Annotated in this window: 25 protein-coding genes; 6 read left to right on the top strand and 19 right to left on the bottom strand. The window is 64.8% G+C overall.

Annotated features, from left to right (window positions below; all coding sequences use genetic code 11):
• Positions 1-11: 11 nt before the first annotated feature.
• On the bottom strand, positions 12-1,475 hold the full coding sequence (locus JY451_08960) for an MFS transporter (protein ID QZH73904.1): 1,464 nt from the start codon (positions 1,473-1,475) through the stop codon (positions 12-14).
• 107 nt (positions 1,476-1,582) lie between these two features.
• Between JY451_08960 and JY451_08955 the strand changes: the two genes are divergently transcribed.
• From JY451_08955 to JY451_08945, 3 genes are read left to right on the top strand one after another with little or no spacing between them, the layout of a single operon-like run.
• Positions 1,583-2,818 carry an MFS transporter gene (locus tag JY451_08955; protein ID QZH73903.1) on the top strand — a complete coding sequence of 412 codons (1,236 nt, stop codon included), beginning with the start codon at positions 1,583-1,585 and terminating at the stop codon, positions 2,816-2,818.
• 1 nt (position 2,819) lies between these two features.
• Positions 2,820-3,719: an alpha/beta hydrolase gene (locus JY451_08950; GenBank protein QZH73902.1), complete on the top strand. Its 900-nt coding sequence runs from the start codon at positions 2,820-2,822 to the stop codon at positions 3,717-3,719.
• Positions 3,709-4,557, top strand: a complete 849-nt coding sequence (locus tag JY451_08945; protein QZH73901.1) for a DUF1080 domain-containing protein — start codon at positions 3,709-3,711, stop codon at positions 4,555-4,557. Before JY451_08950 ends, JY451_08945 begins: the two co-directional genes overlap by 11 nt.
• A 116-nt stretch (positions 4,558-4,673) precedes the next feature.
• Here JY451_08945 and JY451_08940 read toward each other — a convergent pair whose 3' ends face one another.
• From JY451_08940 to JY451_08915, 6 genes are read right to left on the bottom strand one after another with little or no spacing between them, the layout of a single operon-like run.
• Positions 4,674-5,684 carry a Rieske 2Fe-2S domain-containing protein gene (locus tag JY451_08940; protein QZH73900.1) on the bottom strand — a complete coding sequence of 337 codons (1,011 nt, stop codon included), beginning with the start codon at positions 5,682-5,684 and terminating at the stop codon, positions 4,674-4,676.
• Positions 5,681-7,369: a GMC family oxidoreductase gene (locus JY451_08935; GenBank protein QZH73899.1), complete on the bottom strand. Its 1,689-nt coding sequence runs from the start codon at positions 7,367-7,369 to the stop codon at positions 5,681-5,683. Before JY451_08935 ends, JY451_08940 begins: the two co-directional genes overlap by 4 nt.
• On the bottom strand, positions 7,369-7,959 hold the full coding sequence (locus JY451_08930; protein ID QZH76766.1) for a gluconate 2-dehydrogenase subunit 3 family protein: 591 nt from the start codon (positions 7,957-7,959) through the stop codon (positions 7,369-7,371). The genes JY451_08935 and JY451_08930 overlap by 1 nt, the downstream gene beginning before the upstream one ends.
• On the bottom strand, positions 7,956-10,343 hold the full coding sequence (locus JY451_08925; protein QZH73898.1) for a glycoside hydrolase family 3 protein: 2,388 nt from the start codon (positions 10,341-10,343) through the stop codon (positions 7,956-7,958). The genes JY451_08930 and JY451_08925 overlap by 4 nt, the downstream gene beginning before the upstream one ends.
• 1 nt (position 10,344) lies before the next feature.
• Positions 10,345-10,722 (bottom strand): hypothetical protein, encoded by a 378-nt coding sequence (locus JY451_08920; protein ID QZH73897.1) that lies wholly within the window; start codon positions 10,720-10,722, stop codon positions 10,345-10,347.
• 13 nt (positions 10,723-10,735) lie between these two features.
• Complete coding sequence (locus JY451_08915; GenBank protein ID QZH73896.1) at positions 10,736-11,743, bottom strand: TIM barrel protein; 1,008 nt, start codon at positions 11,741-11,743, stop codon at positions 10,736-10,738.
• A 151-nt stretch (positions 11,744-11,894) separates the two neighbouring features.
• Here JY451_08915 and JY451_08910 point away from each other — a divergent pair, with 151 nt between their 5' ends.
• The gene (locus tag JY451_08910; GenBank protein QZH73895.1) at positions 11,895-12,302 is read left to right on the top strand and encodes a DoxX family protein; all 408 of its coding nucleotides are present in this window, start codon (positions 11,895-11,897) and stop codon (positions 12,300-12,302) included.
• A 6-nt stretch (positions 12,303-12,308) separates the two neighbouring features.
• On the opposite strand, the gene JY451_08905 is transcribed toward JY451_08910, so the two are convergent.
• From JY451_08905 to JY451_08890, 4 genes are all read right to left on the bottom strand, one after another.
• Entirely contained in the window at positions 12,309-13,274 is a 966-nt protein-coding gene (locus JY451_08905; protein QZH73894.1) for a nucleoside hydrolase, read from the bottom strand.
• A 75-nt stretch (positions 13,275-13,349) separates the two neighbouring features.
• The gene (locus tag JY451_08900; GenBank protein QZH73893.1) at positions 13,350-15,707 is read right to left on the bottom strand and encodes a TonB-dependent receptor; all 2,358 of its coding nucleotides are present in this window, start codon (positions 15,705-15,707) and stop codon (positions 13,350-13,352) included.
• An 81-nt stretch (positions 15,708-15,788) separates the two neighbouring features.
• Complete coding sequence (locus JY451_08895) at positions 15,789-16,358, bottom strand: NAD(P)H-dependent oxidoreductase (protein QZH76657.1); 570 nt, start codon at positions 16,356-16,358, stop codon at positions 15,789-15,791.
• 20 nt (positions 16,359-16,378) lie between these two features.
• Entirely contained in the window at positions 16,379-17,476 is a 1,098-nt protein-coding gene (locus JY451_08890; protein ID QZH73892.1) for an LLM class flavin-dependent oxidoreductase, read from the bottom strand.
• Positions 17,477-17,590: 114 nt separating this feature from the next.
• Here JY451_08890 and JY451_08885 point away from each other — a divergent pair, with 114 nt between their 5' ends.
• On the top strand, positions 17,591-18,262 hold the full coding sequence (locus JY451_08885) for a TetR/AcrR family transcriptional regulator (GenBank protein ID QZH73891.1): 672 nt from the start codon (positions 17,591-17,593) through the stop codon (positions 18,260-18,262).
• On the opposite strand, the gene JY451_08880 is transcribed toward JY451_08885, so the two are convergent.
• Genes JY451_08880 through JY451_08870 form a run of 3 tightly spaced genes read right to left on the bottom strand, consistent with a single transcriptional unit; the run spans position 18,250 to position 21,896 of the window.
• On the bottom strand, positions 18,250-19,263 hold the full coding sequence (locus tag JY451_08880; GenBank protein QZH73890.1) for an ABC transporter ATP-binding protein: 1,014 nt from the start codon (positions 19,261-19,263) through the stop codon (positions 18,250-18,252). The two genes, JY451_08885 and JY451_08880, sit on opposite strands and share 13 nt — an antisense overlap.
• Before the next feature lie 9 nt (positions 19,264-19,272).
• Positions 19,273-20,802, bottom strand: a complete 1,530-nt coding sequence (locus tag JY451_08875; protein QZH73889.1) for an iron ABC transporter permease — start codon at positions 20,800-20,802, stop codon at positions 19,273-19,275.
• A gap of 56 nt (positions 20,803-20,858) precedes the next feature.
• Positions 20,859-21,896, bottom strand: coding sequence for an extracellular solute-binding protein (locus JY451_08870; protein QZH73888.1), 1,038 nt, complete (start codon positions 21,894-21,896; stop codon positions 20,859-20,861).
• A gap of 304 nt (positions 21,897-22,200) precedes the next feature.
• Here JY451_08870 and JY451_08865 point away from each other — a divergent pair, with 304 nt between their 5' ends.
• Positions 22,201-22,431 carry a hypothetical protein gene (locus tag JY451_08865; protein QZH73887.1) on the top strand — a complete coding sequence of 77 codons (231 nt, stop codon included), beginning with the start codon at positions 22,201-22,203 and terminating at the stop codon, positions 22,429-22,431.
• A gap of 77 nt (positions 22,432-22,508) precedes the next feature.
• On the opposite strand, the gene tatC is transcribed toward JY451_08865, so the two are convergent.
• The 5 genes from tatC to JY451_08840 all read right to left on the bottom strand — a co-directional run bounded on the left by tatC (position 22,509) and on the right by JY451_08840 (position 25,705).
• Complete coding sequence (gene tatC, locus JY451_08860; protein ID QZH73886.1) at positions 22,509-23,330, bottom strand: twin-arginine translocase subunit TatC; 822 nt, start codon at positions 23,328-23,330, stop codon at positions 22,509-22,511.
• 3 nt (positions 23,331-23,333) lie between these two features.
• Positions 23,334-23,828: a twin-arginine translocase subunit TatB gene (gene tatB, locus JY451_08855; protein QZH73885.1), complete on the bottom strand. Its 495-nt coding sequence runs from the start codon at positions 23,826-23,828 to the stop codon at positions 23,334-23,336.
• Between the two features lie 24 nt (positions 23,829-23,852).
• Positions 23,853-24,092, bottom strand: a complete 240-nt coding sequence (tatA, locus tag JY451_08850; GenBank protein ID QZH73884.1) for a twin-arginine translocase TatA/TatE family subunit — start codon at positions 24,090-24,092, stop codon at positions 23,853-23,855.
• Between the two features lie 34 nt (positions 24,093-24,126).
• A complete protein-coding gene (scpB, locus tag JY451_08845) occupies positions 24,127-24,813 on the bottom strand; it encodes an SMC-Scp complex subunit ScpB (GenBank protein QZH73883.1) in 687 nt (228 codons plus the stop codon).
• 121 nt (positions 24,814-24,934) lie between these two features.
• The gene (locus JY451_08840; protein ID QZH76656.1) at positions 24,935-25,705 is read right to left on the bottom strand and encodes a segregation/condensation protein A; all 771 of its coding nucleotides are present in this window, start codon (positions 25,703-25,705) and stop codon (positions 24,935-24,937) included.
• Between the last annotated feature and the right edge of the window lie 45 nt (positions 25,706-25,750).

The following is a 25,750-nucleotide window of genomic DNA, read 5'->3' as shown; positions in this document are numbered from 1 at the left end:
GGCGAAAGTCATCAAGCGTTGCGCTCGGTGCCGAATATCCGTTGCGGCAGGCGGCTCAATGCGAGGCAGGAGAAGGCAAGCAGCAGCACCACCACCACGGCGGCTTGTGGCAGGCCCGCCAGCCGCGCCGCTGCATCGCTCCCCGCAACGGCGAAATAGGCGGCGCCAACCAGCGCGATGCCCAACGCGCCACCGATCTGCTGCGCGGTGCGGAAAGTGGCGCTGGCGGTCCCGGCCCGCGCGCGGTCCACCTCCGCCACCACGATCGGGCCGAGCGGACCGGAAATGACGCCCATCCCCAGCCCCGCCAGCACCAGCAGGCCGAGCAGCAGCACGTCGCCGCTGTTTCCCCCGGCAATCGCCAGCAGCACTGCCACCACGCTCACCAGCATCACCAGCCCGCCGGCGATCGGCAGCACCTTGCCCAATCGCGGCAGCAGGCGCGGGGCGATCAGGCCGACGCCCGCCATCACGCCCAGTCCGAAGGGAATATGCACCAGCGCGGTATCGAGCGGGCTGAGGCCGAGCCCCTGTTGCAGCGACACGGCGAACACCAGCAGGAAGCCGACCATTGCCGCGTTAAAGCAGAACGCCGCCACTGTCGCCCAGGCGAAGGTGGCGATCTGGAACAGCGTGGGATCGATTACCGAGGGCAGGCCTTTACAGCGCCTCCCCCGCGCACGATGCCAGCCGAAGATGAGCAGCACCACCCCGCCCGCCAGCGTAGCAAGCGGCAAGGCGGTCCAGCCATTCTCCGGCCCGTCGATCAATCCGTAGAGCAGTCCGGCAAAGCCGAAGGCGAACACCGCCGCGCCCAGCGGGTCGACGCGCAGGCTGGCCTTTTCCTCCGCGGGTGGCAGAACCGCCAGCCCTAGCCCGATGGCGAGAATGCCTACGGGCAGGTTGATGAGGAAGATCACCCGCCAGCCCAGATCGTAGGGATTCAATTCGATCAGCAGACCGCCAAGGATCGGGCCGAGGATAGCGGCAAGGCCGAGCACCAGCCCGAACCACGCCATCCGCGACACCCGTTGCAGCGGAGTGAACAGCAACTGGATGATCGCCATTCCTTGCGGGGCCATCACCGCGCCCGCCGCGCCCTGCACCAGCCGTGCCACCACCAGTTCCACCGGATTGCGCGCCAGCCCGCAGAGCACCGACGCCACGACGAATGCCGCCACGCCGAACAGGAAAACCCGGGAGTGGCCCAGCGCATCGCCCAGCCGCCCGCCGAGCAGCAGCAGCGCGCCGAGCGAAAGCATGTACCCCGCCACGATCCACTGCATCTGTCCCGGCGTCGCATCCAGAGCATCGCGGATCGCGGGCAGCGCGGTGTTGACGATGGTGGCGTCTGCCACTTCGAGCACGATCGCGATGATGACGGTGAAAAACGCGAGCGTCCGCCGCGTTTCGCTCATCTGCGTGACGGGCTTGCCAGAATTGACATCTGGAGCGGATGCCGCGGGTGGAGTCATGGTCCGGAAAGCCTCAAATTAAAATCATGCTTCTATTTTGTGTCGAATCGCGATAACGACAACCCAACAAGAACACAACGCAGGGTCGCAACGGCCTACGGGAGAAGATGATGGTTCAAGGCAAGACGCCGCAAAAGGCAGGAATTCCGCAGGGGTTGACGGTTATCCTCACCGGCTTCCTGCCGATCCTCGCCATCGTATCGATGTTCCCCGCCGTGGGCGCGATGATCGGCCACTTCGCGCCGACCAATCCCAACGCCGCCACCTTGGTGCCGTCGATGGTCACCGCACCGGGGCTGAGCATTGCGATCATTGCGCTGTTTGCTGGCTTCATGGTGGACAAGTTCGGTCGCCGCCGCCTGCTGATCGCGTCTACCTTCAGCTACGGCTTTATCGGCGTCATTCCGTTCTTCGTCGAGGACCTGGAACTGATCTACGCTTCGCGCCTGCTGCTCGGTGTGAGCGAGGCGGCGATCCTGACCACGGTCAACACCCTCATCGCCGACTACTGGGACGAAGGCGGCCGCCGCCGCTGGCTGACGCTGCAGGGGCTGGTCGGCCCGGCGCTCTCCTCGGTGATGATCTTCTTCGCCGGATCGCTCACCGAATGGCGGTGGAACGGCGTGTTCCTGCTCTATCTCATTGCCATTCCGATCACGCTGGCGATGTTCAAATACATGTTCGAACCCGAAAGCGATGCCACGGTGCGCCGCAATCTGGGTATGGACGAAGCCGATCTGACGTCGGGCGGGTTCCCCTGGGGCACCATGCTGGGCGTCGGCGGGCTGACACTGTTCGCCTCGCTGATTTACTACGTGTTCATCGTCAACGGCTCGATCGTCTGGCAGGAACTGGGCGTGGCCGATCCCAAGAGCATCGGCCAGATCACCGCCCTCCCCAGCCTGTTCATCCTCGTCGGCGCGGTGCTGTTCTGGTGGCAGGGCAAGCGCGGCGTTACCGCCCGTTGGCAAATGGCGACGATGCTGGCGCTGCTCGGCGCGGGCCTCGCGCTGATGGGGCTGGCCTCCAACTGGCAGGGCATGATCGCGGGCATGGTGCTGCAGCAGACCGGCGCGGGCATGGCCGTGCCGACGCTGATCGCCTGGGCGCAGAAGAGCCTGCCGCAGGCCTATCGCGGGCGCGGCATGGGCCTGTGGACCGCCACTTTCTTCTTCGGCCAGTTCGCCAGCCCGCTGATCCTCAGCGTGGTACGCAGCGGGCTGGGGACGATGCAGGCGGCCTTCCTGGCAGCGGGGATCGTGAGCATTGTCGGTGGTCTGCTGGTGGTGCTGGTGATGCGCCGCGCCGAACCTGCGCCGGTGGCGGCACCGTCAGGGGCCTGACATGCGATACCTCGTCGCTCTCGCCCTGCTCGTTGCCGCTCCTGCCGCCGCGCAGGAGAGCTTCGACTACCGCGAAATCGAAGCGCCCCGCCAGACCGGCGCGATCCGCCTCGATACCGTTCCCGAAGGTACTGCGGACACCGAGCAGTGGATGGTGCAGAACGGGGTGATCGGCGTTCGCAACGTCACCGTCCCGACACTGACGCCGGTGCTCCCCGCCGGGCCATCCACCGGCGCGGCCATGATCGTCGCGCCCGGGGGCGCTTTCCTCGGTCTCGCTATCGATCACGAAGGTTGGCAGGTGGCACGCTATCTTGCCAACAACGGCATCGCGGCCTTCGTGCTGAAGTATCGCGTGCTGCCCACGCCTGCGGATAACGAGCAGTTCCGTATCGAGAACGACTCCATCCGCAACGGCGGTACCGCCAGCTTCCGCCCGCCAGAGGATACGCCTCCGCAGGCGCTGGCCGACGGCCTCGCCGCGCTGCGCCATGTGCGCGATCACGCCGCCGAATACGGCATCGATCCGCAGCGCGTCGGCTTCATGGGCTTTTCCGCCGGGGGCTTCCTCACCCGCAGCGTGGTCGAGCATGGCGGCGATGACGCGCCCGATTTCGCTGCGCCGATCTATCCCAGCATGGCCCCGATGGCGGTTCCGGCGGACGCCCCGCCGCTCTTCGTGACCATCGCGGCGGACGACTTCCTGCTCGACATGCACCCGGACATGCCGCTGCTGCGCGACTATCGCGCGGCGGGCGGTTCGATCGAATTTCACCTGCTTTCCGCTGGCGGGCACGGCTTTGGCCTCGGCCGCGCGGGTGAGCCGAGCGAGGGCTGGCCCGCGCAAATGCTGCGCTGGATGGGGGATGTGGGAATGCTGGAGGCACGCAATGCAGAATAGTCTTTCCCGCCGTCATGCGCTGGCTGCACTGGGCGCCGGTGCGGCCTCGTTCGCGCTGCCGGAATGGCTCGGCCTCGCCGCACAGGCGCAGAGTTCGCCGTGGCGGCTGCTGTTTGACGGGCATTCGTTCGACGGCTGGCAGTTCTACCAGCACGGCGTGGGCTTCGACGATGTGCAGGGCCTTGCGTCGATCACCGACGGTAACCTGCATTTCCTCGGCCCTTCGCACGCCGGCGCGGCGGCGCAACCGGGCTATCTCGCCACCACCGAGGAATACGGCAACTTTCACCTGCGCTTCGATTACCGCTGGGGTGCCAACCGCTATGCTCCGCGCCGATGGTCGGCGCGCAACAGCGGGCTGCTCTACCACATGACCCCGCATGTCCAAGGGCGGCACTTTCCGCCCTGCGTTGAACTGCAGATGATGGAAGGCAATTGCGGCGACGCGATCCTGATCGACACGCTCGGCCTGCACGGCCCCGAACTGGGCGGCTGGCCGCTGTGGCCCAACTGGATTCCGGCGTTTCCCGAGGAGTATGTCGAGCCGATCAGCGCGGGCGGCTATGCGCGGCAGAATTTCAGCCGGCATATGGATTACGAAGCGGAGGGCTGGAACACGATCGATCTGGTCGCCTTCGACGACCAGTCCGCGCATCTGCTCAACGGGCGGATCATCAATACCCTGTTCCGCCTGCGCGACCCACAGGCCGAGGCCCCGCTTGTGCGCGGGCGGATCGGGCTGGAATTCGAATGGGCGGAAATCGAGTTCCGCAACGTGATGATCCGCGATCTGTCGGCGGAGGCGATTGCGAGGATTAGGTCGGAGGGTTCGGATTGATTTCCTGATTCACAACAACACCCGCTCATGCTGAGCTTGTCGAAGCATAGCCGCAACGGTCGCGGCTATCCTTCGACGGGCTCAGGATGAGCGGAGTTTCTTCTGAATTCGCTTGCCTACTCCGCCGCTTCTCGGCGCCGCAGCTGCATCAGCGCCCTACGCGCGCGGATCGCTGCAGCATCGGTGGCGAGGATCGCAGGCCTTGCCTCCCAGAAGTCCTGTTCGCCCAGCGCCCGCTGCGCCGCCTCGATCATCGGCTCGTCTTCCTCGGTGAACACCCGCATCGCCAGCGCGCGGGCTTCTTCGGTGGGTTCATGATCGTAGAAATAGTGCGAAGTGCCTTGCGTTTCGGGCGTGATGATGTGCGGGTTGACCATTTCCGGCAGCAGCGCCTCGGCATGACCGGTGCCCGCCTGCGAGATCGCAATCGTCAGCGCCAGGCTGGCGGGCGGATGCCAGCGGATGTGTAGCTTCTGGTCGATCCGCGCGCCTTCGGGCAGCATGGGCCTAGCCCAGTCGGGCGGCGTGGCATCGGTGATGTCCCAGCGATTCCACACCGCGCCGTCATCCGCCACTTCCACCGTCTGCTTGCCGCAGTCGAACAGCGAACCATTCACCCCGAAGGTCTCGACATGGAGGAATTCGGCGTGGCTGAGATCGAGCAGGTTGTCGGAGACCAGCTCGTAATTGGCCGCCATCTGCAGCACTCCGCGCGTCATCGGCTGGTCGCGGTCAAGGAAGGCGAAATCCGGGATCGTCGCCGGATCGGCCAGCGCCGGATCACCCGGCCAGAACCAAAGGCCGCGATATTTTTCGACCACCGGCAGGCTGGCGGCGCGGACATGTGCAGGCGGATCGCCGGGGAACGGGCTGAACACACAGGTTCCGTCCGGACCGAAACCCAGCCCGTGATAGCGGCAGTGGAGCACGTCGCCGCGCTTCTCGCCCATGCTCAGCGGCACGAAGCGGTGCGGGCAGCGGTCCTCCAGCATGGCGAAGCTGCCGTCCGCCAGCCGGTGGATCACCCACGGCTTGTCCAGCAAGGTGCGCGCCAGCATTGCGCCTTCGGGCACTTCCTCGGCCCAGGCGGCCATGTACCAGACATTCAGTACGTACGGAGCAGTCATAAAGCGCCTTCCTGCAACAGCTCCACCGCGTGCGACGCCGCGCGGGCGGTGAGCGCCATGTAGGTGAGCGAGGGGTTCTGGCAGGCGCTGCTCGCCATTTGCGCGCCGTCGGTGACGAACAGGTTGGGCACGTCGTGCGCCTGGCTCCAGCGGTTGAGCACGCTGGTGGCGGGATCGTGACCCATCCGCGCGCCACCCATCTCGTGGATCGCGCTGCCGCCCGCGCCCGGGCGGTCGAAGCCCATCAGCACCTGCCCGCCCGCATGGGTGAGCATGTCCGCCGCATCGGCCTTCGCCTGCGCCAGCGCGGCGTGCTCCTCGGCCCCGAAAGCGAAATCGATCTTCAGTTGCGGCAGCCCGTTGGTGTCGAGGTTGGCGCGGTCGAGCGTCAGCCGGTTGCTCGCGCGCGGCACGCAGTCGGCGAAGGCCACCAGCACCACCCGCCACGGGCCGGGTCCGCGCAGCGACTGTTTGTACTCCGCGCCGATCCCCGCTTCGCGCTTGCCGCGCACCCAGGCCGATTGCAGCGCCCCGCCCTGGAACGAATAGCCGCGCGTGTGCCCTTCGCCGTCCATCGTATCGAGATTGCGGTAGCGGGCGATCACCACCCCGGTGGGGCGGTTGCCGAAGGTCGTCACGTTGGCGAATCCCGGCATCAATGCGGCGGCAGACAGCGTGCTGGGATGATCCATGATATACTGCCCGAGCACGCCCGAACGGTTCGCCAGCCCGTTCGGGTTGGCCTCGCTCGCCGAATTGAGCAGCAGGTGGACCGTATTGAAGCTGCCCGCATTGAGGAACACCATCCGCGCGCTCGCCTGCTTGCGGCTGTTGTCGCTGCGGTCGATCCAGCGCACGCCGGTGACGCGGTTGGTGGCGGGATCGTGGTCGATCGCTTCGACCACCGCATCGGTCACCAGCGTCAGGTTCCCCGTCGCGCGCGCGGCGGGGAGCGTGCTCGACTGGGTGGAGAAATAGGCGCCGAACGAGCAGCCGCGCTGGCAGGTCGCGCGATACTGGCACGGCGCGCGGCCCGGCTTGGCCTGGGTGAGATTGGCGGTGCGGCCCACCATCAGCCGCCGTTCGGGCCAGCGCGCCGAGATCCGTTCGCGCAGGTCGGCCTCGACCGCGTTCAGCGCCATCGGTGGCTGGAACCGGCCATCGGGCAATTGCGGCAGGCCCTCGGCGGACCCCGATACGCCGATGAAATCCTCTACCAGATCGTACCACGGCGCGAGATCGGCGTAGCGGATCGGCCAGTCGGTGCCGTGGCCATCGCGGCGGTTGGCATCGAAATCCCAATCGGACCAGCGATAGGTCTGCCGCCCCCAGGTAAGCGAGCGCCCGCCGAGATTGTAGCTGCGGAACCAGTTGAACGCGCCTTCGCCCACCTGATACGGATTTTGCGCATCGTTGACGAAATGGTTCTGGGTGAATTCGGTGAAGTGGCGGTTGAGCCGCTGCACCGGATATTGTTCGGCGTACAATTCGGCATCGCCCTTGCCGCGAAAAGGCATGTCCCACGGGGCCTTGCTTTCGGTGGTGTAGCCGCTGCCGTGGGGAATATCCGGCCCGCGTTCGAGCAGCAGGACCTTCAGCCCCGCCTCGGTCAATTGCTTGGCCGACCAGCCGCCGGTGATGCCGGAGCCGACCACGATGGCGTCGAAATCGTAGGTCTCTTCCATCAGCCGAACTCCACCCCGGTCCACTCATTCGAATAGGCGCGCGTTTCGGGGCCGACCGGGACCATGGGATCGAAGCGGCCGGGGATCGGGGCGTAGGCCAGTTCCTGCGATCCGCCGATCCGCGAGGTGTAATAGCCGGTGAGGATCAGGCCCTTGAGGAGCTTCCACGGTTGCGCCTCGGCATCGCCGGAAAAGGCGGCGGCATCGAGGGCGGCGAGGCTTTCTTCGGTCGCGTCTTCACCCAGAATTGCGCGGAGCCAGCGCAGGTGATCGAGGCTGCCATCGGTGAGCAGGTGGGTGCGTATGGTGGTCGATACCGCATTGGGAGCAAGCGGTGCGCGCGCGCCGTCCAGCCCATGCGCCAGCGCCAGCAGGACGAAAGCGCCAACGTCAGCCTCTGCCGCGCCGGGAGTGTCGGTGGCGGGAATCACCATGTCGGAAATGCGGGTGATGAAGGCCAGGTCGTCCTCGCTTGGGGCCTGCGCCGGATCGAGCGCGGCTGCGGTGACGCAGCCGGGCGTGGCGAGCGCCAGCCCCAGCAGCGCCGCAGCGCGGACGAATTCGCGGCGGTTCCAGCCGGTTGCGGTCACAGTCCGGACTCCTGCAATTGGTTTACATCGAGGTGAAGCGGGGTGCCTGCATCTTCGCCATGCCGGGCGATGCGGACCGGAATGCTTGCGGCGATCGGTTCCCAGCCATCGTTCCATACCATGAACCGGCGGCGCGGCAGGGCTATTCTTACCCGCGCACTCTCACCGGGGGCAAGCGTTGCTGTTGCGAAGCCGACCAGCGTGGTTTCGGGCAAGTCGCGATAGACCTGCACCGTCTCGGTGCCTGCGCGGTCGGAAACGTTCGTTATCGTGACCGCCACCCCATCGCCTTCAGCCTGTGCATCGGACCACTCGAACCGCGCATAGCCCAGCCCCGAACCGAGAGGATGGCGCGCGGTCTTGCCCGCCGCGATAATCCCACGATAACCCAGCCTTGTGCCCTCGATGTAAGGCAGCTTGCCATCGGCATCGGGCGCGAGCGCCAGCGCCGGATAGTCGGCTTCGTCGCGCGCAATCGTCACCGGCAGCCGCCCCGAAGGCTCGCGCTCTCCCGCCAGCACATCGGCCAGCGCAAGGGCAAAACCCTCCCCCGGGTACCAGCAGGCGAGGTGCGCGGCGGCACTGTTTTCCCATGCGCAATCGTAGGCATGGCCGACATTGGTGACGATCGCGGTGCGCGGATTGGCGGCAGTGATCCGCGCGATCAGTTCAAGCTGACCGGCGGGGAGCAGCGTATCGGGCCGGTCCTTGCTTTCGACCGAGCTGTCCGACGTTTCGCCCACGACCAGCACCACCACATCGGCCTCTGACGCCACTCGCTCGGCCTGCGCGAGCAGTTCGGCGGGGCTGCCCGGTTCGCGGATGCCGTACCACAGCCCGTGGACGCGCGCGGGCGGGAAGGCGAAGGTCACTTCGACCAGCACCTGCTGGCCTGCTGCCAGCTCCAGCCCGGCGCTGAGGCTGTCCCCGGCCTTGAGAACGCCCATCGTGTCTCCCGGCGGGCATTCTGTGGTGGCGACGATTTCGCGCCCGTCCACCGCCATCCGCGCGACACCGGTCGCGCCGAGGTGGAAATGGTGCAACCCCGCCTTCCGCGCGGTGAAAATGCCCGACGCCCGGATCCCGCCACCCGAGGCAAAGTCGGCCTGATCGTGCATTCCGGTGAACCAGACGAGCGAATTGGTGTCGCGCGTTTCGCGGGTCAGCGGTTCACCGGTGCAATCCGCCGTGGCGAAATAGTCCACGCTCATCCCGCGCGTGCAGCCATCGCCGATGGCATGCGCCGGGGCGACGTCCATAAACGGCAGGCGCGGTGCGGGATCGACACCGGGGGCGAACAAGACTTCGCAGTGCCCGCCAAAGCGCGCCCGGATCGCGTCGATTGGGGTCGGCAGGTCGGGCCGCACGGAGATCTTGGCGAAAGTCCCGCCCTGGAAGCACGGCGCAGCAGCATTGGGGCCGATCACCGCCAGCTTGCCGATCCGTGCCGGATCGAGCGGCAGCAATGCGCCCTCGTTCTTCAGCAGCACCATGCCCGCCGCCGCCGCTTCCACCAATAGCGCCTCAACTTCGGCATCAGGAGCAGGCGAAGCCTTCGCCCCTGTCGCCGCACGCGCCAGCCGTGCAACCCGCGCCGCCGCATCCCGCACCCGTTCGGCGGACAGTTCGCCCGCCTCAACTGCCCCAGCAGCCTTCCCGCCAAGGAACCGCGCCGGTCCCGGCATTTCGAGGTCGAGCCCCGCTGCCAAAGTCGGCGCCGTAGCGTGGGTGCCGAACCAGTCGGACATGATCGCGCCAGTGAAGCCCCATTCGGACTTTACGATGGTGGTCAGCACATGGTGCTGCTGCGAGCACCAGTCGCCGTTCACCCGGTTATAGGCCGCCATCAACCCGGCACTGCCCGCCTCAACCGCGAATTCGAACGGCAGCAGATAGACTTCGCGCAAGGTGCGTTCATCGACCTGCACGTCCACGTGGTCGCGAGCGGTCTCGCTGTCGTTGCAGACCATGTGCTTGGTGATCGCGGCAGTGCCGCTGGCCTGCAGGCCGGTGATCCATGCCGCGCCCAGCACGCCCGCCAGCAGCGGGTCTTCCGAGAAATACTCGAACGCCCTTCCCGCCAACGGACTGCGCGCGAGGTTGAGATTGGGCGCCAGCACCGCATCCACCCCGCGCAGGGCCGCCTCCTGCCCCACCAATGCGCCGACACGGCGGGCGAGATCGACGTTCCAGCTTGCCCCCAGCGATGTAGCGCAGGGGCTGAGCCGGGCAATGTCGCGCTCGTCCACCTTGCCGCTGGCAATGCCCATCGGGCCATCGCTCATGGTGAAGGCGGGAATGTCCGCGAGGGGCACGGCGTGGCTCGCCCACATGGCGGCACCGGCGGTGACCATGGCCGCCTGGTCGAGGGAAAGGTCCGCCATGTCAGGCCGCGAGGGAAAGCTGCTTCACGTCTTTCGTGGTCGGCACGAAGGGCAGGTACGAGACCCGCATCCGCACGGCATATTCGATCGTGTGCTCGCCGGGGGCCAGCCCGCCGGGCATCATGGCGATGATCTTGGCCTGCTCGCCGAAGTTCCAGCGATCATCGTAGACCGTTTCCATCTGCTCGAGGGTGTAGGTCTTGCCGTGCAGGTGCAGCCGCACATTCTCGCGCGGCACCGGCTCGCCATCGGCGGTGATCGCAATGTCCTCGATCATCGACAGGCCCAGCCCGCGATAATAGGGCAGGCGGCCGTAGAAGGCGAAGCCTTTGTCGCTGCTTTCGAGGCTGTTCTCGACGATCATCTTGTTGTCCATCATGGTCCGTATCCTCTCAAGCGGCTTGCAGCATGGCGGGTTCGGGCTCACCCAGCAGCCGCGCGAGCATCACCTGCTGGCGGCGCACCTGCTCGACGCTGTCGGGCTCCTCGAAGTCCTCGATCCAGCGGTTGCCTTCGTATTCGGAGCAGATGTAGCCGTCGTATCCTCCCTGATTGAGGACTGCGACGATCTGGTCATAGGGGATCGACGGCTCGACATAGTCGGCGGTCATTTCATAGAACTTGCCGTGGATATTGTGGATGCGATCCATGTGGTCGAGCATCCGCTTGGGTTCGAAGGCGGCATTGTGACGCAGTGTTTCGGCCATCGCCAGCGCCGGCCCCTCGCCGCCCATTTCACGCACGCCGAGGATCACATATTCGCTCAGCACGCGGTCTTCGTAGGCCTTCACGATATAGTCGGCCACATCCTTGCGCACGCCCATCCGCTCGAACTTGGCGCGCCAGACGGGCGGGAAAGCGTGCAGGAACATGCCCATGTCGGGCAGGAAGCCGAGCGCGGGCGAACCGCTCTTTTCGAAAGCCTCGGCCATGCGCAGGATCCACGGGTGATCGAAGTGCAGCGGCGCGTGGACTTCGGTCAGCAGCTTGATGCCCTTTTCCTCGGCATAGGGCGCGGCGGCCACCAGCACGTCGGGATCGATCGAGACCAGCGAACGGATGTAGGGAACGCCCAGCCGAGCGCCGAAATCGATATCGTTGCGCACGCTCGCCACCTGCTCGTCGAACGGCATGATGCGGCCCTTGTAGCGCTTGTAATCGAGCATGTAATCGTGGCTGACGGGGACGCAGTCGTACTTGGCGATCAGGTGGTGCCAGTTGTCGATCGCCGCATCCTCGACGCCGCATTCAGGCCAGCCCCAGAAGGTCTGTTCCCCGATTACCTCGATGCCCCGCGCGCCCATTTCGGCGCAGGTGCGGATGCAGTCCTCCAGATCCATCTTCTGCTGAAAGGTATCGTTCTGGAACGAATAGAGGCTGACGCCCCGCTTGATTGCCATTGTCCTGTCCCACCATCATGCGGCGGCTGCCAAAACGCCACCCGCTCTTGCCCAAGGGATTTCGCATGGCTTGCGCGAATCCCGCTTTCTAATTAGAACGGACATTCTATTATAAGCGGCTCAAGGTCAAGAGCCAAGGGGAGAGAAAGCGATGCGAAGCGAAAGATTTACCGGGCAACTGCCCTGGCCCGGCTTCGTGCTGCTGGCGCTGCTGGTCCTCGCAGTCGGCGGGTTTTCGCTGTTCGTGGGCTATCACAAGGCCTTCTCGCCCATCGAAATTCTCGCCCAGAACAGCGCCTGGACGGTGCACCTGCCTGTCTGGCTGGGGCGCATGGTAGGCGTACTGGAAGTGCTGGCGGCGAGCGTGATGCTGCTCGGCCTCGCCCTTCGTCCGCTGGCCCGGATTGGCTATTTTGCGGCGATCTGGATCACCCTGAACCACGTTGCCGCCGCCTTGATCCACGCCACCCATGACGAGGCCCACGCGCTTCCTGCCAATGCGGTGTATCTGGCGCTGTGCGGCTTAATCGTCTGGCTTTACCGGCGGCGGGCCACCTAGCGCCCGCTAGCCCGTCCGCGCCGCGTGCAGGCGTAGCTTGGCAAGGAAATCGGCCCAGGTCAGCCGCAAGTCGAGATCGTCGAACACCCGTACCGTGCGACCGGGTATTTCCTCACCGTAGCTGAGATCGGGATTGATCCGCCGCGCGGGGAGATCGCTGTAGCGGCTGCTTTCGGCAGAGATCGCCGTCAGCAGGATCGCCGGGCTGTCCCCCATTGGCCATGATCCGCCCAGATCGAAGAACGCCGGGGGATTGGTGAAGCGCGCATAAAGCCAGCGAGTAAAGTCCGAAATCGGCATCATGTCGGCTTCCATTTCCGCGACCGAGACCTGCATCAACCGATAGGCGGGTAGCGGGATTTGCCACACCGGCATGGCGCTGCTTTCGATAACGTGCCGCGCCGCGTCGGCATCGGCGGAGAGATTGTATTCCCATCCGCCATCGGGATAACCGCCACCGCCGATCCAGATCAGCGTCATCCGCGCCGTTATCGCGGGTTCCAGCGCCAGTGCTTCGGCAAGGTTGGTCAGCGGGCCGCCGCAGGAAAAGTATAGCGGCAAGGCATCCTCGCGCATCGCTTCGGCCACGATGGCGCGCGCGGCGTCCGATGGCTCTTGCCCGCGCACACCCAGTTCGTGCCCGCTGGCGATGGGAGGGGTATGGTCCAGCGAAAGCCGCTGGACCGTTTCCGCTGCCGCCTCCGCGCCCGGAACAACCGTGCTCCCGGTTTCCCCGCCAAGATTCCGGTCCAGCCCCGACACCGTAATCAGCGGCACGACTGTCTTGGGTGAAAGCAACTGGTGCGCCAGCCCCACCAGTCCATCAGGGTCTCCGGCGAAATCATTGTCGACGATGACGCGCGCGGAGGGTCGCTGCGGAATGCGCTGGTTCGCGAGCAGCGCTTGCCGGCAGGCAAGCAGCAAACCTCCCAAGGCGGCATCACGCAGGATCATGCGTCGGTTGAAGTGCATTGTCATATTCCTCGTAGTGCGAAAAAAAAGGGCGGCCACAGCGGGCCGCCCTTCTCGCAATCGGTCCATCGGGCCTCAGTAATCGACCATCAGGCGCACGCCGTAGGTCATCGGGGTGCCGAACTGCCAGTTGTAGATATCGTCCGGCCCCGCCGAAACGAAGCTGCCGTAGGTCAGCGGGCGTTCGTTCTCGATGTTGCGGGCGTAGAGCTGTACACCGAAGACATCGCTTGCCGAACGCCAGTCCAGCCGCACGTCGGTCTGGGTGAAGCTGTCCTGCTGGCCGTCGGCGTAGTTATAGAAGTCGGTGAAGTAGGAGCTCTTGAAGGTGGTCGATACACCAGCCGTCAGCGATCCGGCATTGCCCAGATCGAAGGTGTGCTGGAGCCCCGCACGGATCACCCATTCGGGCGAGAACGGAGCGGTGTTGCCGGCGAAGTTGGGCGATTGCACGCCCGCCGTGTTGGGATCGAGATCACCGATGCCGTTCAAGTCGCAGCCGACGCAGAACACGTTGAACTGCGCGAACAGCTCGTCATATTCCGCACTGAGGTAGTTCACTGAAAGGTCGAACAGCGTGTTCTCGCCCAGCTCGGCAGCGAACTCGGCTTCCAGCCCCCAAATCGTTGCCGCACCGGCGTTGAAGGTCTGTCCGCCTACAGCGGTATCGAGCAGCACCGAGACCTGCAGCCCCGAATAGTCATAATAGAATGCACCGGTGTTGAGCTGGAATTGGCCCTGATCGCCGAAAGTGAACTTGCCGCCCACTTCGTAAGCGGTGTTGGTTTCCGGATCGTAGGTCCCGATAGAGTCGAAACCACCGCCCTTGAAGCCGGTCGAAACCTTGCCGAAGATCAGCACATCGGGAGTGGGCTCGTAGTTGAGGCCCAGTTGCCAGGTGAACCTTTCATCCTCGCTCGCGAGATTGAGCGTGCTGAGGTAGCGCATCTGGCCGAAGTCCTTGCGGTCCGTGCCGTTGCCGAACAGGTGCGGGTCGGGCGGTCCGGCGCCGAAGGCCGAAGCATTCTGATAGACTGCCTCGCGCGAATTGCTGGTGTAACGTGCACCGGCAATGGCGGTGAGCGTGTCGCCCAGGGGAATTTCCACCTGGCCGAAGCCCGAGAGGCTGTCGCTGCCGACATCGCGACCGAAGTAGCTGAGGAACGCGCCGCCACCCGGCGGGATCACGAAGCCGCTTTCGTTGTACTGTTGCTCGTCGAAATAGAAACCGCCGACCTGGTAGACGATTCCGCCGATTTCGCCGTTCAGGCGCAATTCGTGGCTCTGGGTTTCGACGTCGTCGACGTAATTGTAGCTGCGGTACGTCACCGGAAGCGTCACGAAGCTGTCAGGATCGACGCCGTACCCGCGGATACCGGCAATGTAGCTGAGCGTCGCCGCCTCGCTGAATTCATAGGCGAGCCTGCCGCGCACGGCCCAGGTCTGATCGCCCATATCGCCGAGACCGTAACCCGGCGAGGGGTATTCGCCACGATCGAGACTATCGAGGAAGTTGGTCTGCGAAGGAATGCACAGCACCTGCGGTGCATAGCCGGGAGCGACCTGCTCGTATCCGTTCGCGTTGCAGCCGGGGCCGGTCGGTCCGTTGCCCGCGCCATTCAGATCGGCGAAGGCGAAGGCCTGCGGAACGAAATCCCGCTCGGCATATTCTGCGGCGATCTGGAATGTCAGGCCGTCATCGGATTCGAGGAACAGGGTCGCCCGTCCACCGCCGGTCGTGTTCGTATCCGAACTGCCGCCGGCAAAGGCCGGGAACGGGCCGAAGCCGTAGCCCGCCGGGTGGTCGACATAGCCATCGCGGTCTTCATAAAAGCCGGAGAAGCGCAGGCCGCCCATATCGGCCACCGGAATGTCGATCCCGGCATCGAAGCGCAGGTGGTTGTAATTTCCGTAGGAGACCGAGGCGTTGAAGCCGAATTCGCCGCTCGGGCGACGGGTGATGAAGTTGATTGCACCGGCGGTCGAGTTACGGCCATAGAGGGTGCCCTGCGGCCCGCGCAGCACTTCCACCCGGTCCAGATCGAACAGGGCAACGCCCAGAACGTTGGGTCGGTTGATGTATTCGCCGTCGATATTGGCGACCACCGAGGTATCCTGCGATTCATCGTTGGAGTTGGTGCCGATCCCACGCAAGGTGATCTTCACCGTGCCCTGATCCTGGTTCACCTGCACGGCAGGCGAGATGGCGGACAAATCGTTGGCGCTGTTGAATCCGGCAGCCGCGAGCTCGTCGGCACCGACCACATCCATCGCGATCGGCACATCCTGCACGTTTTGCGCGCGGTTCTGCGCGGTAACCAGGATGACGTTTTCTTCCGCCTGGCCTTCTGCGTCCTGCGCCGCAGCGGGGGCCGCTACGGCCAGCGCCGCGCAACCCAGGAACCACACGGTTTTGCTCTTGAGCCTTTTCATATTTCCCTCCCGAAAACGCCGACCTCTGTCGTGCGTGAAACCATATTAGAATGCGAGTTATAATTTTGCTTTTGATCTGAGTCAATGCCGCTGGCTCAGGCCCAAACAGCCGATCGCCAACTGTTGCGCCATTGCATCAAGCTGGACGCCAAGCTTGTCGTCCACCAAACGTCCGTCGGCATCGAAAGGCTTTTGCTCCAGCGTGTTGATGGCGATCCCCATCGGTGTGGGCCAGCCGCGCATGGCATGGACGATCCCGCGTAGTGCAGCGAGGGTGACTCCGCCCGCCTGCCAACCGGAGGCAGAGACCAGCAGGCCAACGGGCCGCCCGTCGAAATAGGGGCGCGGATCCTGCCGCAGCTCTTCCAGCAGGTCGATCGCGTTCTTGATCACGCCGGATACGCCGCCGTGATAGCTGGGGGATGCGATAATGATGCCGTCGGCTGCGCGCACCGCTTCGATCAGTTCGCTTTCGCCCGCCGTGCGGTCGCGCCGGTACGGATCGTAATGGGGTAGTGCGGCCAGTTCCTGCCCGCCGAACAGGCGCGTCTGCGCACCGTGGGTGGCGCAGATGTCGAGCACCGTCTTCACCAGCAGTTCGCTGCTCGATCCGGGCCGCTGGGTGCCGCCGATCCCGACGATGCGCGGCATCGGCTTGGCCGTGCCAGCCATCAGGCCAGCGCCGGGAGCACGTGCTGCGCCAGCAGGTCGAGCGTCTGGTTGCCCAGCCGCAGCCGTTCGGGGGTCAGCGGTCCGGTGGTGGTGCCGCACAGCACGTTGCCGATGCCCAGCTCCTTGTAGGGTTGCAGATGCTCAATCACCGTTTCAGGCGAACCGTAAAGACACCAGGTGCCGATCCAATCCTCGCTCAGCGCATCGGGCGTACGGTCGGTCTTGGTGTTGGCGCTGTCGCTTTCGGCGCGGGCGTTGAATTCGGCCTCGCGTTCCACTGCATCCTGATAGGCGCGCAGGATCACTTCCAGTTCCTCGCGCGCCTGGTCGTCGCTCTCGGCCACGTGGACGCACTGGTAGGTGTGGGTGGTCCAGTCGAGCGCCTTGGCCCGCGTTGCCTCGTCATGCCCGGCGGCATCGAGCGCGGTGCGGTAGGCATCGAAATACTTGCTCACGTGCTTGAACGGTTCGGTCCCGCCGATCTGCGGCGGAGTGAAGGCGGGGATGAAAGCGGGCCAGCCGTTCTCCGCCGCACGGCGGGTGCTCGCTTCCTTCATCGCCACTGGCATCAGCGGGGCGTGGCGCGGGGTATAGCTGGCCGGAGCGATCCGCTGGAGCACGCGGCCCTTGTGCGGGCCGTTGTCGATTTCCACCGCCGGATCTTCCATTCCCTTGGCCCAGAGCTGCTCGGCCAGATCCAGATTGCGATCCGAAATGTCCTTCGATTCGGCATAGGTCACGCCAAAGCCGATCATCTCCTCCGGCGTGGTGCCGCTGCCCACGCCGACCAGCAGCTTGCCGTCAGTCAGCTGATCAAGCAAGTTGATCCGCTCCACGAAGCGCACCGGATGGTGCAGCGGGACCGAGACGACCGAGAAGCCGAAATGAATGTGCGGCATTTTCGCGGCCAGGAAGGCGGCGAAGATGAAGCTGTCGCTCGCCAGCGGCATATAGCCGTTGAAGTGGTGATCAGGCATGAAGATCGCCGAGAAGCCCTTGCTCCCCGCCAGCAGCGCATGCGACTCAAGGTCGTGCATCAGCTGCCGGTCTTCCTCCGGCCGCATCGAACGCGCATTGAGAAACACTGAAAAACGCATGGAAACTTCCCTCTCCCGCTCCGGCCCCTTCCGCAGCGCGCCGCGCGGACTAAAACCGGATGTCCAGCATCAATTAGAATTGACGTTCTAGTTTTATTAGACTCAACAACCCACATGTCAACCACCCTCGGGCCTGAAACCGAAGCGCTCGCCACCAATGCGATCAGCACGAAGCCGCTGCAGGGTCGCAGCCTCGCCTCCTATGAAAGGATGCTCGATGCCACCAAGGCGCTGATGCTCGAACGCGGGAGCGAGGATTTCACCCTTCAGGATGTCAGCGACCTGGGCGCGGTCTCGATCGGCTCGATCTACCTGCGCTTCCAGAGCAAGGACCGGCTGCTGCACGCCGTGATCGCCCGCGAACTGGAAGACGTGATCGCAACGGAAGAAGCGATGGTTGCGGAAGTTTTGCAGGACCAGCAGGATTTGCGCACGTTCCTCACCCGATTCATCGATCGCTACAGCCGCAACCTCGAGGAGCATGCCCGTATCCTGCGCGCGATCATGCAGCGCGCCAGTGTCGATCCGGCAGTCTCCGGGCCGGGCAAGGAAACCGCACGCCGATCCATGACAATGGCGGTGGACGCGATCCTGCAATTCAAGGACGAAATCGCCGGCAGCGATCCGCGCGAGAAGGCCCATGCTGTGATGCAAATCGTCTTCGCCACCATTGCCCGCCAGTTCGGCCTCGGCTCGACTCCCGAATCGGGTGACGAGGATGTGTGGGAAGTGATGCAGAAGGAATTGGCGAAGATGGCCTACGCTTACCTGCGCTACGCAGAATAGGACGCAACGTCATTGCGCAATTGCAGGTGGATGACCTGCCCCGCCGACAGCCCGGCTGTTTCCGACCTTAACGCGATTTCACCCACGGCGCTTTCGACACTGGCCAGCGTTTCACGCCCGATTCTGCGGACGGCCATGACTGTGGCAGGCAGCCCTTCCGCGGCGATCACCAAATCCTTCGAACGCAGGATCAGCGGCACATCGGCTGCAACTGCGCCGAACCGGGAATCGGCGCCGGGCAGGAGTGCAGCGCCAGCGTCCGCCGATATCTCGAACGCATCGCCCAGCAGCCGCGCGGCCACCAGCGATGCCGGCCTGTCGTAACACTCGGCGGGTGACCCGGTTTGCAGGATCTTGCCGTCTGCCATCAGGATCAGATCGTCGGCAAGTAGCATCGCTTCTTCGGGATCGTGGGTGACGATCAGCACGGTCGTTCCCACAGCTTGCAGATCAGCCATCAGCGAGCGCCGGATTTGCGCGCGCAAATGGCCATCAAGGCCCGAAAACGGTTCATCCAGCAGCAGCAGCACCGGCTCTCTCGCCAGGGCCCGCGCGATCGCGACCCGCTGCTGCTCTCCGCCGGAAAGGGTATGCGGCCATTGTTCGGCCAGATGCTCGACATGAAGCCGCGTTAGCAATTCCTGTACCAGCGCGTCACGCGCCTGCTTGCCAAGTGACCGGATTCCGAACCCGACATTTTCGCGCACGTTCAGATGGGGGAAAAGGGCATTGTCCTGGAACACCAGCCCCACTCCGCGCCGTTCGGGAGAAAGCGTGCTGCCCGGACCGGAAACCACATGGCCGGATATTTCGATTTCACCCGCATCCACGGGCTCGAGCCCGGCTACCATACGCAGGATCGTACTCTTGCCGCAACCGGACGGACCGAGCAGGCAGGCAATCCGTCCCGGCTGGAGCGCAAAGCTGGCTGCACTGACGACTTCGTGCGCGCCGTAACGACGCGTTACGCCGCGTAGGGTCAGGATCGGGGAATCTGTCACGCCCCGCGTCTAGTATCCCGGACGCGCCTGCGCAATTCGTCGCGACAGCCAGATCACCGTGGGGAGCGATAGCGCAAGTATCAACAATGATGGCGGCCCCGCCTGTCCCAGTCGCTCGTCGATGGCATAGTGATGGGCTGCCACCGCCAGGGTATCGAAGTTGAAAGGACGCAGGATCAGCGTGGCCGGGAGTTCCTTGAGAATATCGACAAACACGATCAGTCCGGCAGTCAGCATTGCACCGCGGGCGATGGGCAGTTCGACGGCGATCGACGCAGCAGTTTCGGTGCGACCGAGTGTTCGCGCGGCTTGCACCATCGATGGTGTCACCCGCGCCAGCCCTGCATCGATAGGTTCGACTGCTGCCGCCATCAGTCGTGCTGCATAGGCCAGCAGCAGCAGGCCGATGGCAATCGCCATCCCCGAACCTTGATGGAACGACCAGATCACTCCGGCCGGTGCAAGCAGGCCGATCGCCATCACCGCTCCCGGGGTGGCATAGCCAAGACTGGCGATCCGCGCCGCCAGCGGCAGGCTGCGGGTACCCAGGGCCAGCATCGTGGCCAGCAGCACGGTAAGCAGCGCTCCGGCCACCGCGAGGAAGAGACTGTTCTGCATGGCTTCGCCAAGTCGCGCCCAATCGGGCGAGACTGCGCCGAAATTCCACGCCAGCCAGCCGACCGGGAGCAGCAGGCCGGCAGTCAGGAGGAACAGGCAGAATCCCGTTGCCAGCCACCCCCGCCAACGGGGCAGAGGCTGCGGTTCCCACTGGCGCCAGCGGCCCCGCCCGCTTTCATGCGCGCGGCCCTTGCGCATGGCCCGCTCGAGCCACAGAAGCACCGCTGCCGCCGCAAGCAGCGGCAGGGCGAAGCGGGCCGCGCTGACGGTCGATCCATAGACGGTCCATGCGCGCACGATGCCGGTGGTCAAGGTCTGGACGCTGAGGAACCGGACTGCGCCAAAATCGGCCAGAACTTCCATCATCGCCAGCGCCACGCCCGCCGCCAATGCCGGTCGGGCCATCGGCAGCGCCACCCGCCATAGCGCTCGCCAGCCGCTGCAACCGAGCATTGCCGACGCTTCGAGCACGTTGACCGACTGGTTGATGAAGGCGCTGCGCATGGCGAGATACACATAAGGGTAGAAAGCCGCCGAAAGCACGAAAGCCGCGCCGCCGATGCTGCGCATCGAAAACGGCAGGTCCATGCCCAGCCCGTCGCGCATCGCCGTGCGCAGCGGCCCAGCCACGTCGAACAGATCGGCGTAGCTATAGGCCAGCGCGAAAGCAGGAACCGCCAACGGCAGGGCAAGTGCCCAGGCAAACAGGCCCCGGCCGGGGAATCTGTGCATGGCAACCAACCATGCTGCCAATGTCCCGGTTGTGGCAGTGGTCAGGCCCACCAGCAGCGCCAGCCACGCCGAGGTTGCGGCGTAGCGCGCAATATCGCGCCCGGCGATATCGGCAGTCCCGCTACCGAATGCCGCCAGCACAACGCCCGCCAGCGGGAGCAGGACGATAAAGCCTGCTATCGCCGCCATTGCCGCCAGCGGCGTTGGCAGGCGGGATGCAGCGGATCGCGGGAAGCTGGCGGCGGTCAGCGCCAGCCCGCCGCGCTCATCAACGATTGCGCTTGCGGCTGCCGCGCCGCGAATGCCGCCACTGCCATCGGATGCGCGCTGAAGTCGGCATAGGCATCTACCGGAGCCGGTGCAGCAACATCGGGCGAGGCGGGATATTCGTTGTTGTTGGCCGAGATATAGGTCTGGGTTTCTGCCGAGGCGAGAAATTCGAGCAACCGCACCGCGTTGTCACGATTGGGAGCATTGCGTGCGACGCCGCCGCCCGAGATGTTCACATGCGCGCCCTGCCCGTCCAGGCTGGGGTAGGCAAGGGCCACCCGTTCGGTCACTGCCCGGTCGGCGGGATCATCGCTGTTGGCCATGCGGATGTAATAATAGCTGTTCGTCAGCGCGACTTCGCAGACACCGGCACCCACGGCGCGGATCTGATCGCGGTCGCCGCCTTCCGGCGGGCGGGCCATGTTGGCGACAATTCCTTCTACCCAATCGCCCGCGCGCTCCTCGCCCCAGGCTTCGATCAGCGCACCGACCAGCGAAAGGTTGTAAACGCTGTCGGACGAACGGACGCAGATCCGCCCGCGGAAACGGGGAGTGGCAAGCTTGGCATAGTCGTCGATCTCTTCGGGAGAGACCTTGGCAGGATCATAGGCGACCACCCGGGCCCGGCGCATGAAGCCGTACCAATGGCCATCAGGCTCGCGCAGGTTGGCGGGAATCCGGTCGTCGAGGGTTGCGGAGGTCACAGGCTGGAACAGGCTCGCTTGCTGGGCGCGCCACAGGGCACCGGCATCGGCGGCGATGAACAGGTCTGCCGGGCTGTTGTCGCCTTCGCTGGTCATGCGGGCCACCAGCTCATCGGCGCTGCCTTCCATCACGTTGATGGTGATGCCGGTTTCCTCGGTGAAACGATCATAGAGCGCCTGGTCGCTGTCATAATGGCGCGCGGAATAGAGGTTGACGACCTCGCCACCATTGCTGGCATCCTCCTGCGCCGAGCAGGCGCCGAGCCCGATGAACCCCGCCAGCACCATGACAATCCGCTTGCTGCGCAACCTGCTTCTCCTTCAACCGTGACAATCCGGCGCTTTTCTGGTTTGTCGAATAGAACGCGACGCGGCTCTTTGCAAGACTGCGAACCATTCGCAATTGATTTGTTACGAATGATTATCAAATGCAACACCTCGAGAGCGCGGGCGCTGTGGGTGAATCGCGAATGCTCTCTGCAACCGTTTGGCCGGCTGCCATTGCATAAGCATCTCTCGCCAACCCGCGGATGCAGGCCTATTCTGTCTCGCCAATGCCACAATGGCTCGTTAAACTCCGGGCAACGACGCACTACGAACAAGGATTTGTCCGATGATCGCCAGGATCTTCACGACCGCCGCCGCCGCCATTGCGCTTTCCGCCACCCCTGTACTGGCACAGTCCGCGCCGATCGCACGGACTTCTGCTCCGGTTGAGGGACAGGCCGAGGGGGCTGGCACCAGCGGTATCCTGATTGGCCTGATCGCTCTGGCGCTGATCGCCGGTGCTGTGGTCATCGCGCTGGAAGGCGGCGACGAGGACGATCTGCCGACCAGCCCCTGAGCCAGGTGGAAAATTACACCAGGCAGGAAAATTACCGCAAAGCAACGGGGCCGATCCGGCCCCGTTTTCGTATCCGCCTACTCCGCCGCGTCTCCCGCAGGCGTGCCCCCGGCCTTTTCCGCTTCGCGCAGCGCGCGCTCCTCTGCCGCTTTCTTCTCGCCGAACCGCATTAGCACCAGCGATCCTTCGAACAGCAGGATCAGCGGCGTGGCAAGCATGATCTGCGAAACGACGTCGGGCGGGGTAATCAGCGCCGCCACCACGAAGACCGCCACGATCACATAGCGCCGCGCCCCCGCAAGTTGCGCTCGTGACACCAGCCCCGCGCGATTTAGCAACAGCAATAGCACCGGCAGCAGGAAGCTGACCCCGAAGGCGAGGATGAACTGCATCACCAGATCGAGGTAATCGCCCATTGCGGGCAGCGCCTGCGCCTCCAGCCCGCCCGATTCACCCTGGAACCCCAGGAACCAGGTGAAAGCCAGCGGCATCACCGCGAAATAGGCCAGCGATCCGCCCGCTATGAACAGCACCGGCGTGGCGATGATGAACGGCAGGAAAGCGCGCTTCTCGCGGGCGTAGAGACCGGGAGCGACAAAGGCCCAGAGCTGGTTGGCAATGATCGGGAAGGCGAGGAAAAAGGCCGCAAACAGCGCGACCTTGATCTCGACGAAAAAGGCTTCGTAGAGCCGCGTATAGATCAGCTGACCTTCGCCTTCGGGAAAGGCCTGGGTCAACGGACGGACAAGGAAGCCGAAAATCTGGTCGGCAAAATAGAAGCAAATGCCGAACGCCACGGCCAGCGCCGCCACCGCCTTCACCAGCCGTCCGCGCAGTTCTATCAGGTGATCGAGCAGCGGTGCCTGAGCATCGTCCAGATCCTTGATCTTGAAGGCCATGGGTCAGGCCTTCTTCGCGATATTGGAAACGGGGGAGGTTTCCGCCGCCGCTCTGCTGTCACTTGCAGGATCGGCATCGCCAGTGGCCGAAGCGGGGTCGCCGGGTGTCGGTGTCGTCGCCCGGTCTGCCGCTGCTGCCAGATCCTTCGCCTGCTCCGCAGCTGCTTCCTGCTTGGCAGCGATGATTTTCAGTTCATCGGCCTTGTGCGGCGTCATAGTGGCGGGATAGGCCCCGGTCGGTTCCATTTCCGCCGGAGCGCCTTCCGGGTGTTCGCGCATGATCTTTTCGTTCTGCGCCTTCCACTTCTTCTCCATGTCCTCGAGCTCGGCCTCGCGCACCATCGAGTCGAAGCCGCTGCGGAACTGGGCGGAGAGCTTGCGCATCTTGCCAACCCAGCGCCCCACCATACGCAGGGCCGCCGGCATGTCCTTTGGGCCGATCACCAGGATCGCCACAATCACGATGAGCAGCAATTCGGTTGCGCCGATATCGAACATGGCTGCGGCGCTCTCGCTCGTTCGTTAGGAGGCGTTGCTGTCGCGCGCGGTTTCAGTGGACGTTTCGGACGTGGCGGGCGCGGAGGCCGGCGCTTCAATACGCGGGTTGGGTTCGGAAGACGCGCGCGTCTCCTCACTCATGCCCTTCTTGAAGCTGCTGATTCCCTTGCCGAAATCGCCCATCATATCCGAAATCCGCCCGCGCCCGAACAGGACGAGCACGACGATGGCGATAATCAGAATCTGCCAAATACCTGGCTGCATGCGTATTTCCTCGTGGTAGGACTATATGCCCAATCTAGGCGCTTTCGTCCCGGTTTTCCAGCATGGCGGCAAATTCGCCTTCGCGGTCGCCGCCATCGGGGCCTACGGGACCGGATTCGCCCGCTTTATCCTCCGCTGCGGCCTTCGCGGCAAGGGCTTCTTCCTTTTTCGCCATCATCTCGTCGTAGGCATCGTCCACCGGATCGAGCAGCCCTGCGGCCTTGAGCTCGTCCAGCCCCGGCAGGTCCTTGCGCGATTCCAGCCCGAAATGGCTGAGAAAATCGGGGGTGGTGGCATAGATCACCGGCCGTCCGGGCACTTCGCGTCGCCCCGAAACCCGAACCCAGCCCGCTTCCATCAGTACGTCGAGCGTGCCCGCGCTGGTCTGCACCCCGCGGATCGCTTCGATCTCGGCGCGGCTGACGGGTTCGTGATAGGCGACGATGGCCAGCACTTCGGTGGCCGCGCGGCTTAAACGGCGCGGTTGCTCCTTCTCCCGCCGCAACAAGTGCGCCAGATCGGGAGCGGTCTGGAACTGCCAGCGCTTGCCGCGTTCGACCAGATGAACGCCACGCGCCGCATAGGCTTGCTGGAGTTCGGCCAGCGCCTCCGACACATCGGCATCGCCAAGCTGCGCGGAAAGCTGTTCGCGCGTCAGCGGCTCCTCGGCGGCGAAAAGGCAGGCTTCGAGGGCGCGGGCGAGTTCAGAGGGGGGAGTCATTCCTTCGCCTCCCCTTCGTCATTGCGAGCGCAGCGAAGCAATCCAGTCCCGCCGTTGCGAGAGCGGGCAGCAGCAGGACTGGATTGCCGCGTCGCTTCGCTCCTCGCAATGACGAGGATCATCACGGGCTCACCCGCCGCAAATGCAGCGGCCCGAACGCCGATTCCTGCCGCATTTCCGCGCGGCCCATCCGCGCCAGTTCGAGCGCCGCAACGAAGCTGGACGCTAGCGCCGAGCGGCGCAGGCGCGGTTCGGCGTGGGCGGGAAGGAAGCTGCGCAGTTCCAGCCAGTCCAGCGTGACGCCAAGCATGGCGGAAACCCGTTGGAGCGCCGAATCGAGCGTCATGACCGGGCGATCGGCCACCATGTGCACCACCGGTTCGGTGCGCAGCCGCACCTGGCCATAGGCGTGGACCAGCGCGAACCAGTCGCACTGCCAGGCATTCTTGCGCAGCACTTTCAGCCCCTCGGGCGCACCGCGTGCGAACACGTCACGCCCCAGTCGGTCGCGCGCCATCAGTCGCGCTCCGGCTTCGCGCATCGCACCGAGCCGCGCGATCCGCAGTTGCAGCCGCATGGCCAGCTCTTCCGGGCTCGGGTCTTCCTGTTCGTCCTTCGGCAGCAGCAGCGCCGATTTGAGGTAGGCGAGCCAAGCCGCCATCACCAGGTAATCGGCGGCAATCTCCAGCCGCAGTGCCTCGGCGCGTTCGATATAGGCGATGTACTGGTCGACCAGCGCGAGAATCGAAATCGCCTTCAGATCGACTTTCTGCCGCCGCGCCAGATCGAGCAGCAGATCGAGCGGGCCTTCCCAGCCGTCGAGATCGAGATACAGCGCGTCGGGGTCGGATGTGCCGGGGGCGGCGATGCCGGTCCAGTCGTTGTCCAGAATTCCCCTCCCGCTCGCGGGAGGGGTTAGGGGAGGGCCTACATCATG

This window comes from Erythrobacter sp., assembly GCA_019739335.1.
GTDB lineage: Bacteria > Pseudomonadota > Alphaproteobacteria > Sphingomonadales > Sphingomonadaceae > Alteraurantiacibacter.
Note: the sequence above shows the minus strand (reverse complement) of the source record. Positions and strands in the feature narration are given on the sequence as shown.

What these genes read in the sequence shown, in the direction of transcription:
- JY451_08960 (QZH73904.1), bottom strand. Translation starts at nt 1,475, where the DNA reads ATGACTCCACCCGCGGCATCCGCTCCAGATGTCAATTCTGGCAAGCCC.
- JY451_08955 (QZH73903.1), top strand. Translation starts at nt 1,583, where the DNA reads ATGATGGTTCAAGGCAAGACGCCGCAAAAGGCAGGAATTCCGCAGGGG.
- JY451_08950 (QZH73902.1), top strand. Translation starts at nt 2,820, where the DNA reads ATGCGATACCTCGTCGCTCTCGCCCTGCTCGTTGCCGCTCCTGCCGCC.
- JY451_08945 (QZH73901.1), top strand. Translation starts at nt 3,709, where the DNA reads ATGCAGAATAGTCTTTCCCGCCGTCATGCGCTGGCTGCACTGGGCGCC.
- JY451_08940 (QZH73900.1), bottom strand. Translation starts at nt 5,684, where the DNA reads ATGACTGCTCCGTACGTACTGAATGTCTGGTACATGGCCGCCTGGGCC.
- JY451_08935 (QZH73899.1), bottom strand. Translation starts at nt 7,369, where the DNA reads ATGGAAGAGACCTACGATTTCGACGCCATCGTGGTCGGCTCCGGCATC.
- JY451_08925 (QZH73898.1), bottom strand. Translation starts at nt 10,343, where the DNA reads ATGGCGGACCTTTCCCTCGACCAGGCGGCCATGGTCACCGCCGGTGCC.
- JY451_08920 (QZH73897.1), bottom strand. Translation starts at nt 10,722, where the DNA reads ATGATGGACAACAAGATGATCGTCGAGAACAGCCTCGAAAGCAGCGAC.
- JY451_08915 (QZH73896.1), bottom strand. Translation starts at nt 11,743, where the DNA reads ATGGCAATCAAGCGGGGCGTCAGCCTCTATTCGTTCCAGAACGATACC.
- JY451_08910 (QZH73895.1), top strand. Translation starts at nt 11,895, where the DNA reads ATGCGAAGCGAAAGATTTACCGGGCAACTGCCCTGGCCCGGCTTCGTG.
- JY451_08905 (QZH73894.1), bottom strand. Translation starts at nt 13,274, where the DNA reads ATGCACTTCAACCGACGCATGATCCTGCGTGATGCCGCCTTGGGAGGT.
- JY451_08900 (QZH73893.1), bottom strand. Translation starts at nt 15,707, where the DNA reads ATGAAAAGGCTCAAGAGCAAAACCGTGTGGTTCCTGGGTTGCGCGGCG.
- JY451_08895 (QZH76657.1), bottom strand. Translation starts at nt 16,358, where the DNA reads ATGCCGCGCATCGTCGGGATCGGCGGCACCCAGCGGCCCGGATCGAGC.
- JY451_08890 (QZH73892.1), bottom strand. Translation starts at nt 17,476, where the DNA reads ATGCGTTTTTCAGTGTTTCTCAATGCGCGTTCGATGCGGCCGGAGGAA.
- JY451_08885 (QZH73891.1), top strand. Translation starts at nt 17,591, where the DNA reads ATGTCAACCACCCTCGGGCCTGAAACCGAAGCGCTCGCCACCAATGCG.
- JY451_08875 (QZH73889.1), bottom strand. Translation starts at nt 20,802, where the DNA reads ATGGCGGCGATAGCAGGCTTTATCGTCCTGCTCCCGCTGGCGGGCGTT.
- JY451_08865 (QZH73887.1), top strand. Translation starts at nt 22,201, where the DNA reads ATGATCGCCAGGATCTTCACGACCGCCGCCGCCGCCATTGCGCTTTCC.
- tatC (QZH73886.1), bottom strand. Translation starts at nt 23,330, where the DNA reads ATGGCCTTCAAGATCAAGGATCTGGACGATGCTCAGGCACCGCTGCTC.
- tatB (QZH73885.1), bottom strand. Translation starts at nt 23,828, where the DNA reads ATGTTCGATATCGGCGCAACCGAATTGCTGCTCATCGTGATTGTGGCG.
- tatA (QZH73884.1), bottom strand. Translation starts at nt 24,092, where the DNA reads ATGCAGCCAGGTATTTGGCAGATTCTGATTATCGCCATCGTCGTGCTC.
- scpB (QZH73883.1), bottom strand. Translation starts at nt 24,813, where the DNA reads ATGACTCCCCCCTCTGAACTCGCCCGCGCCCTCGAAGCCTGCCTTTTC.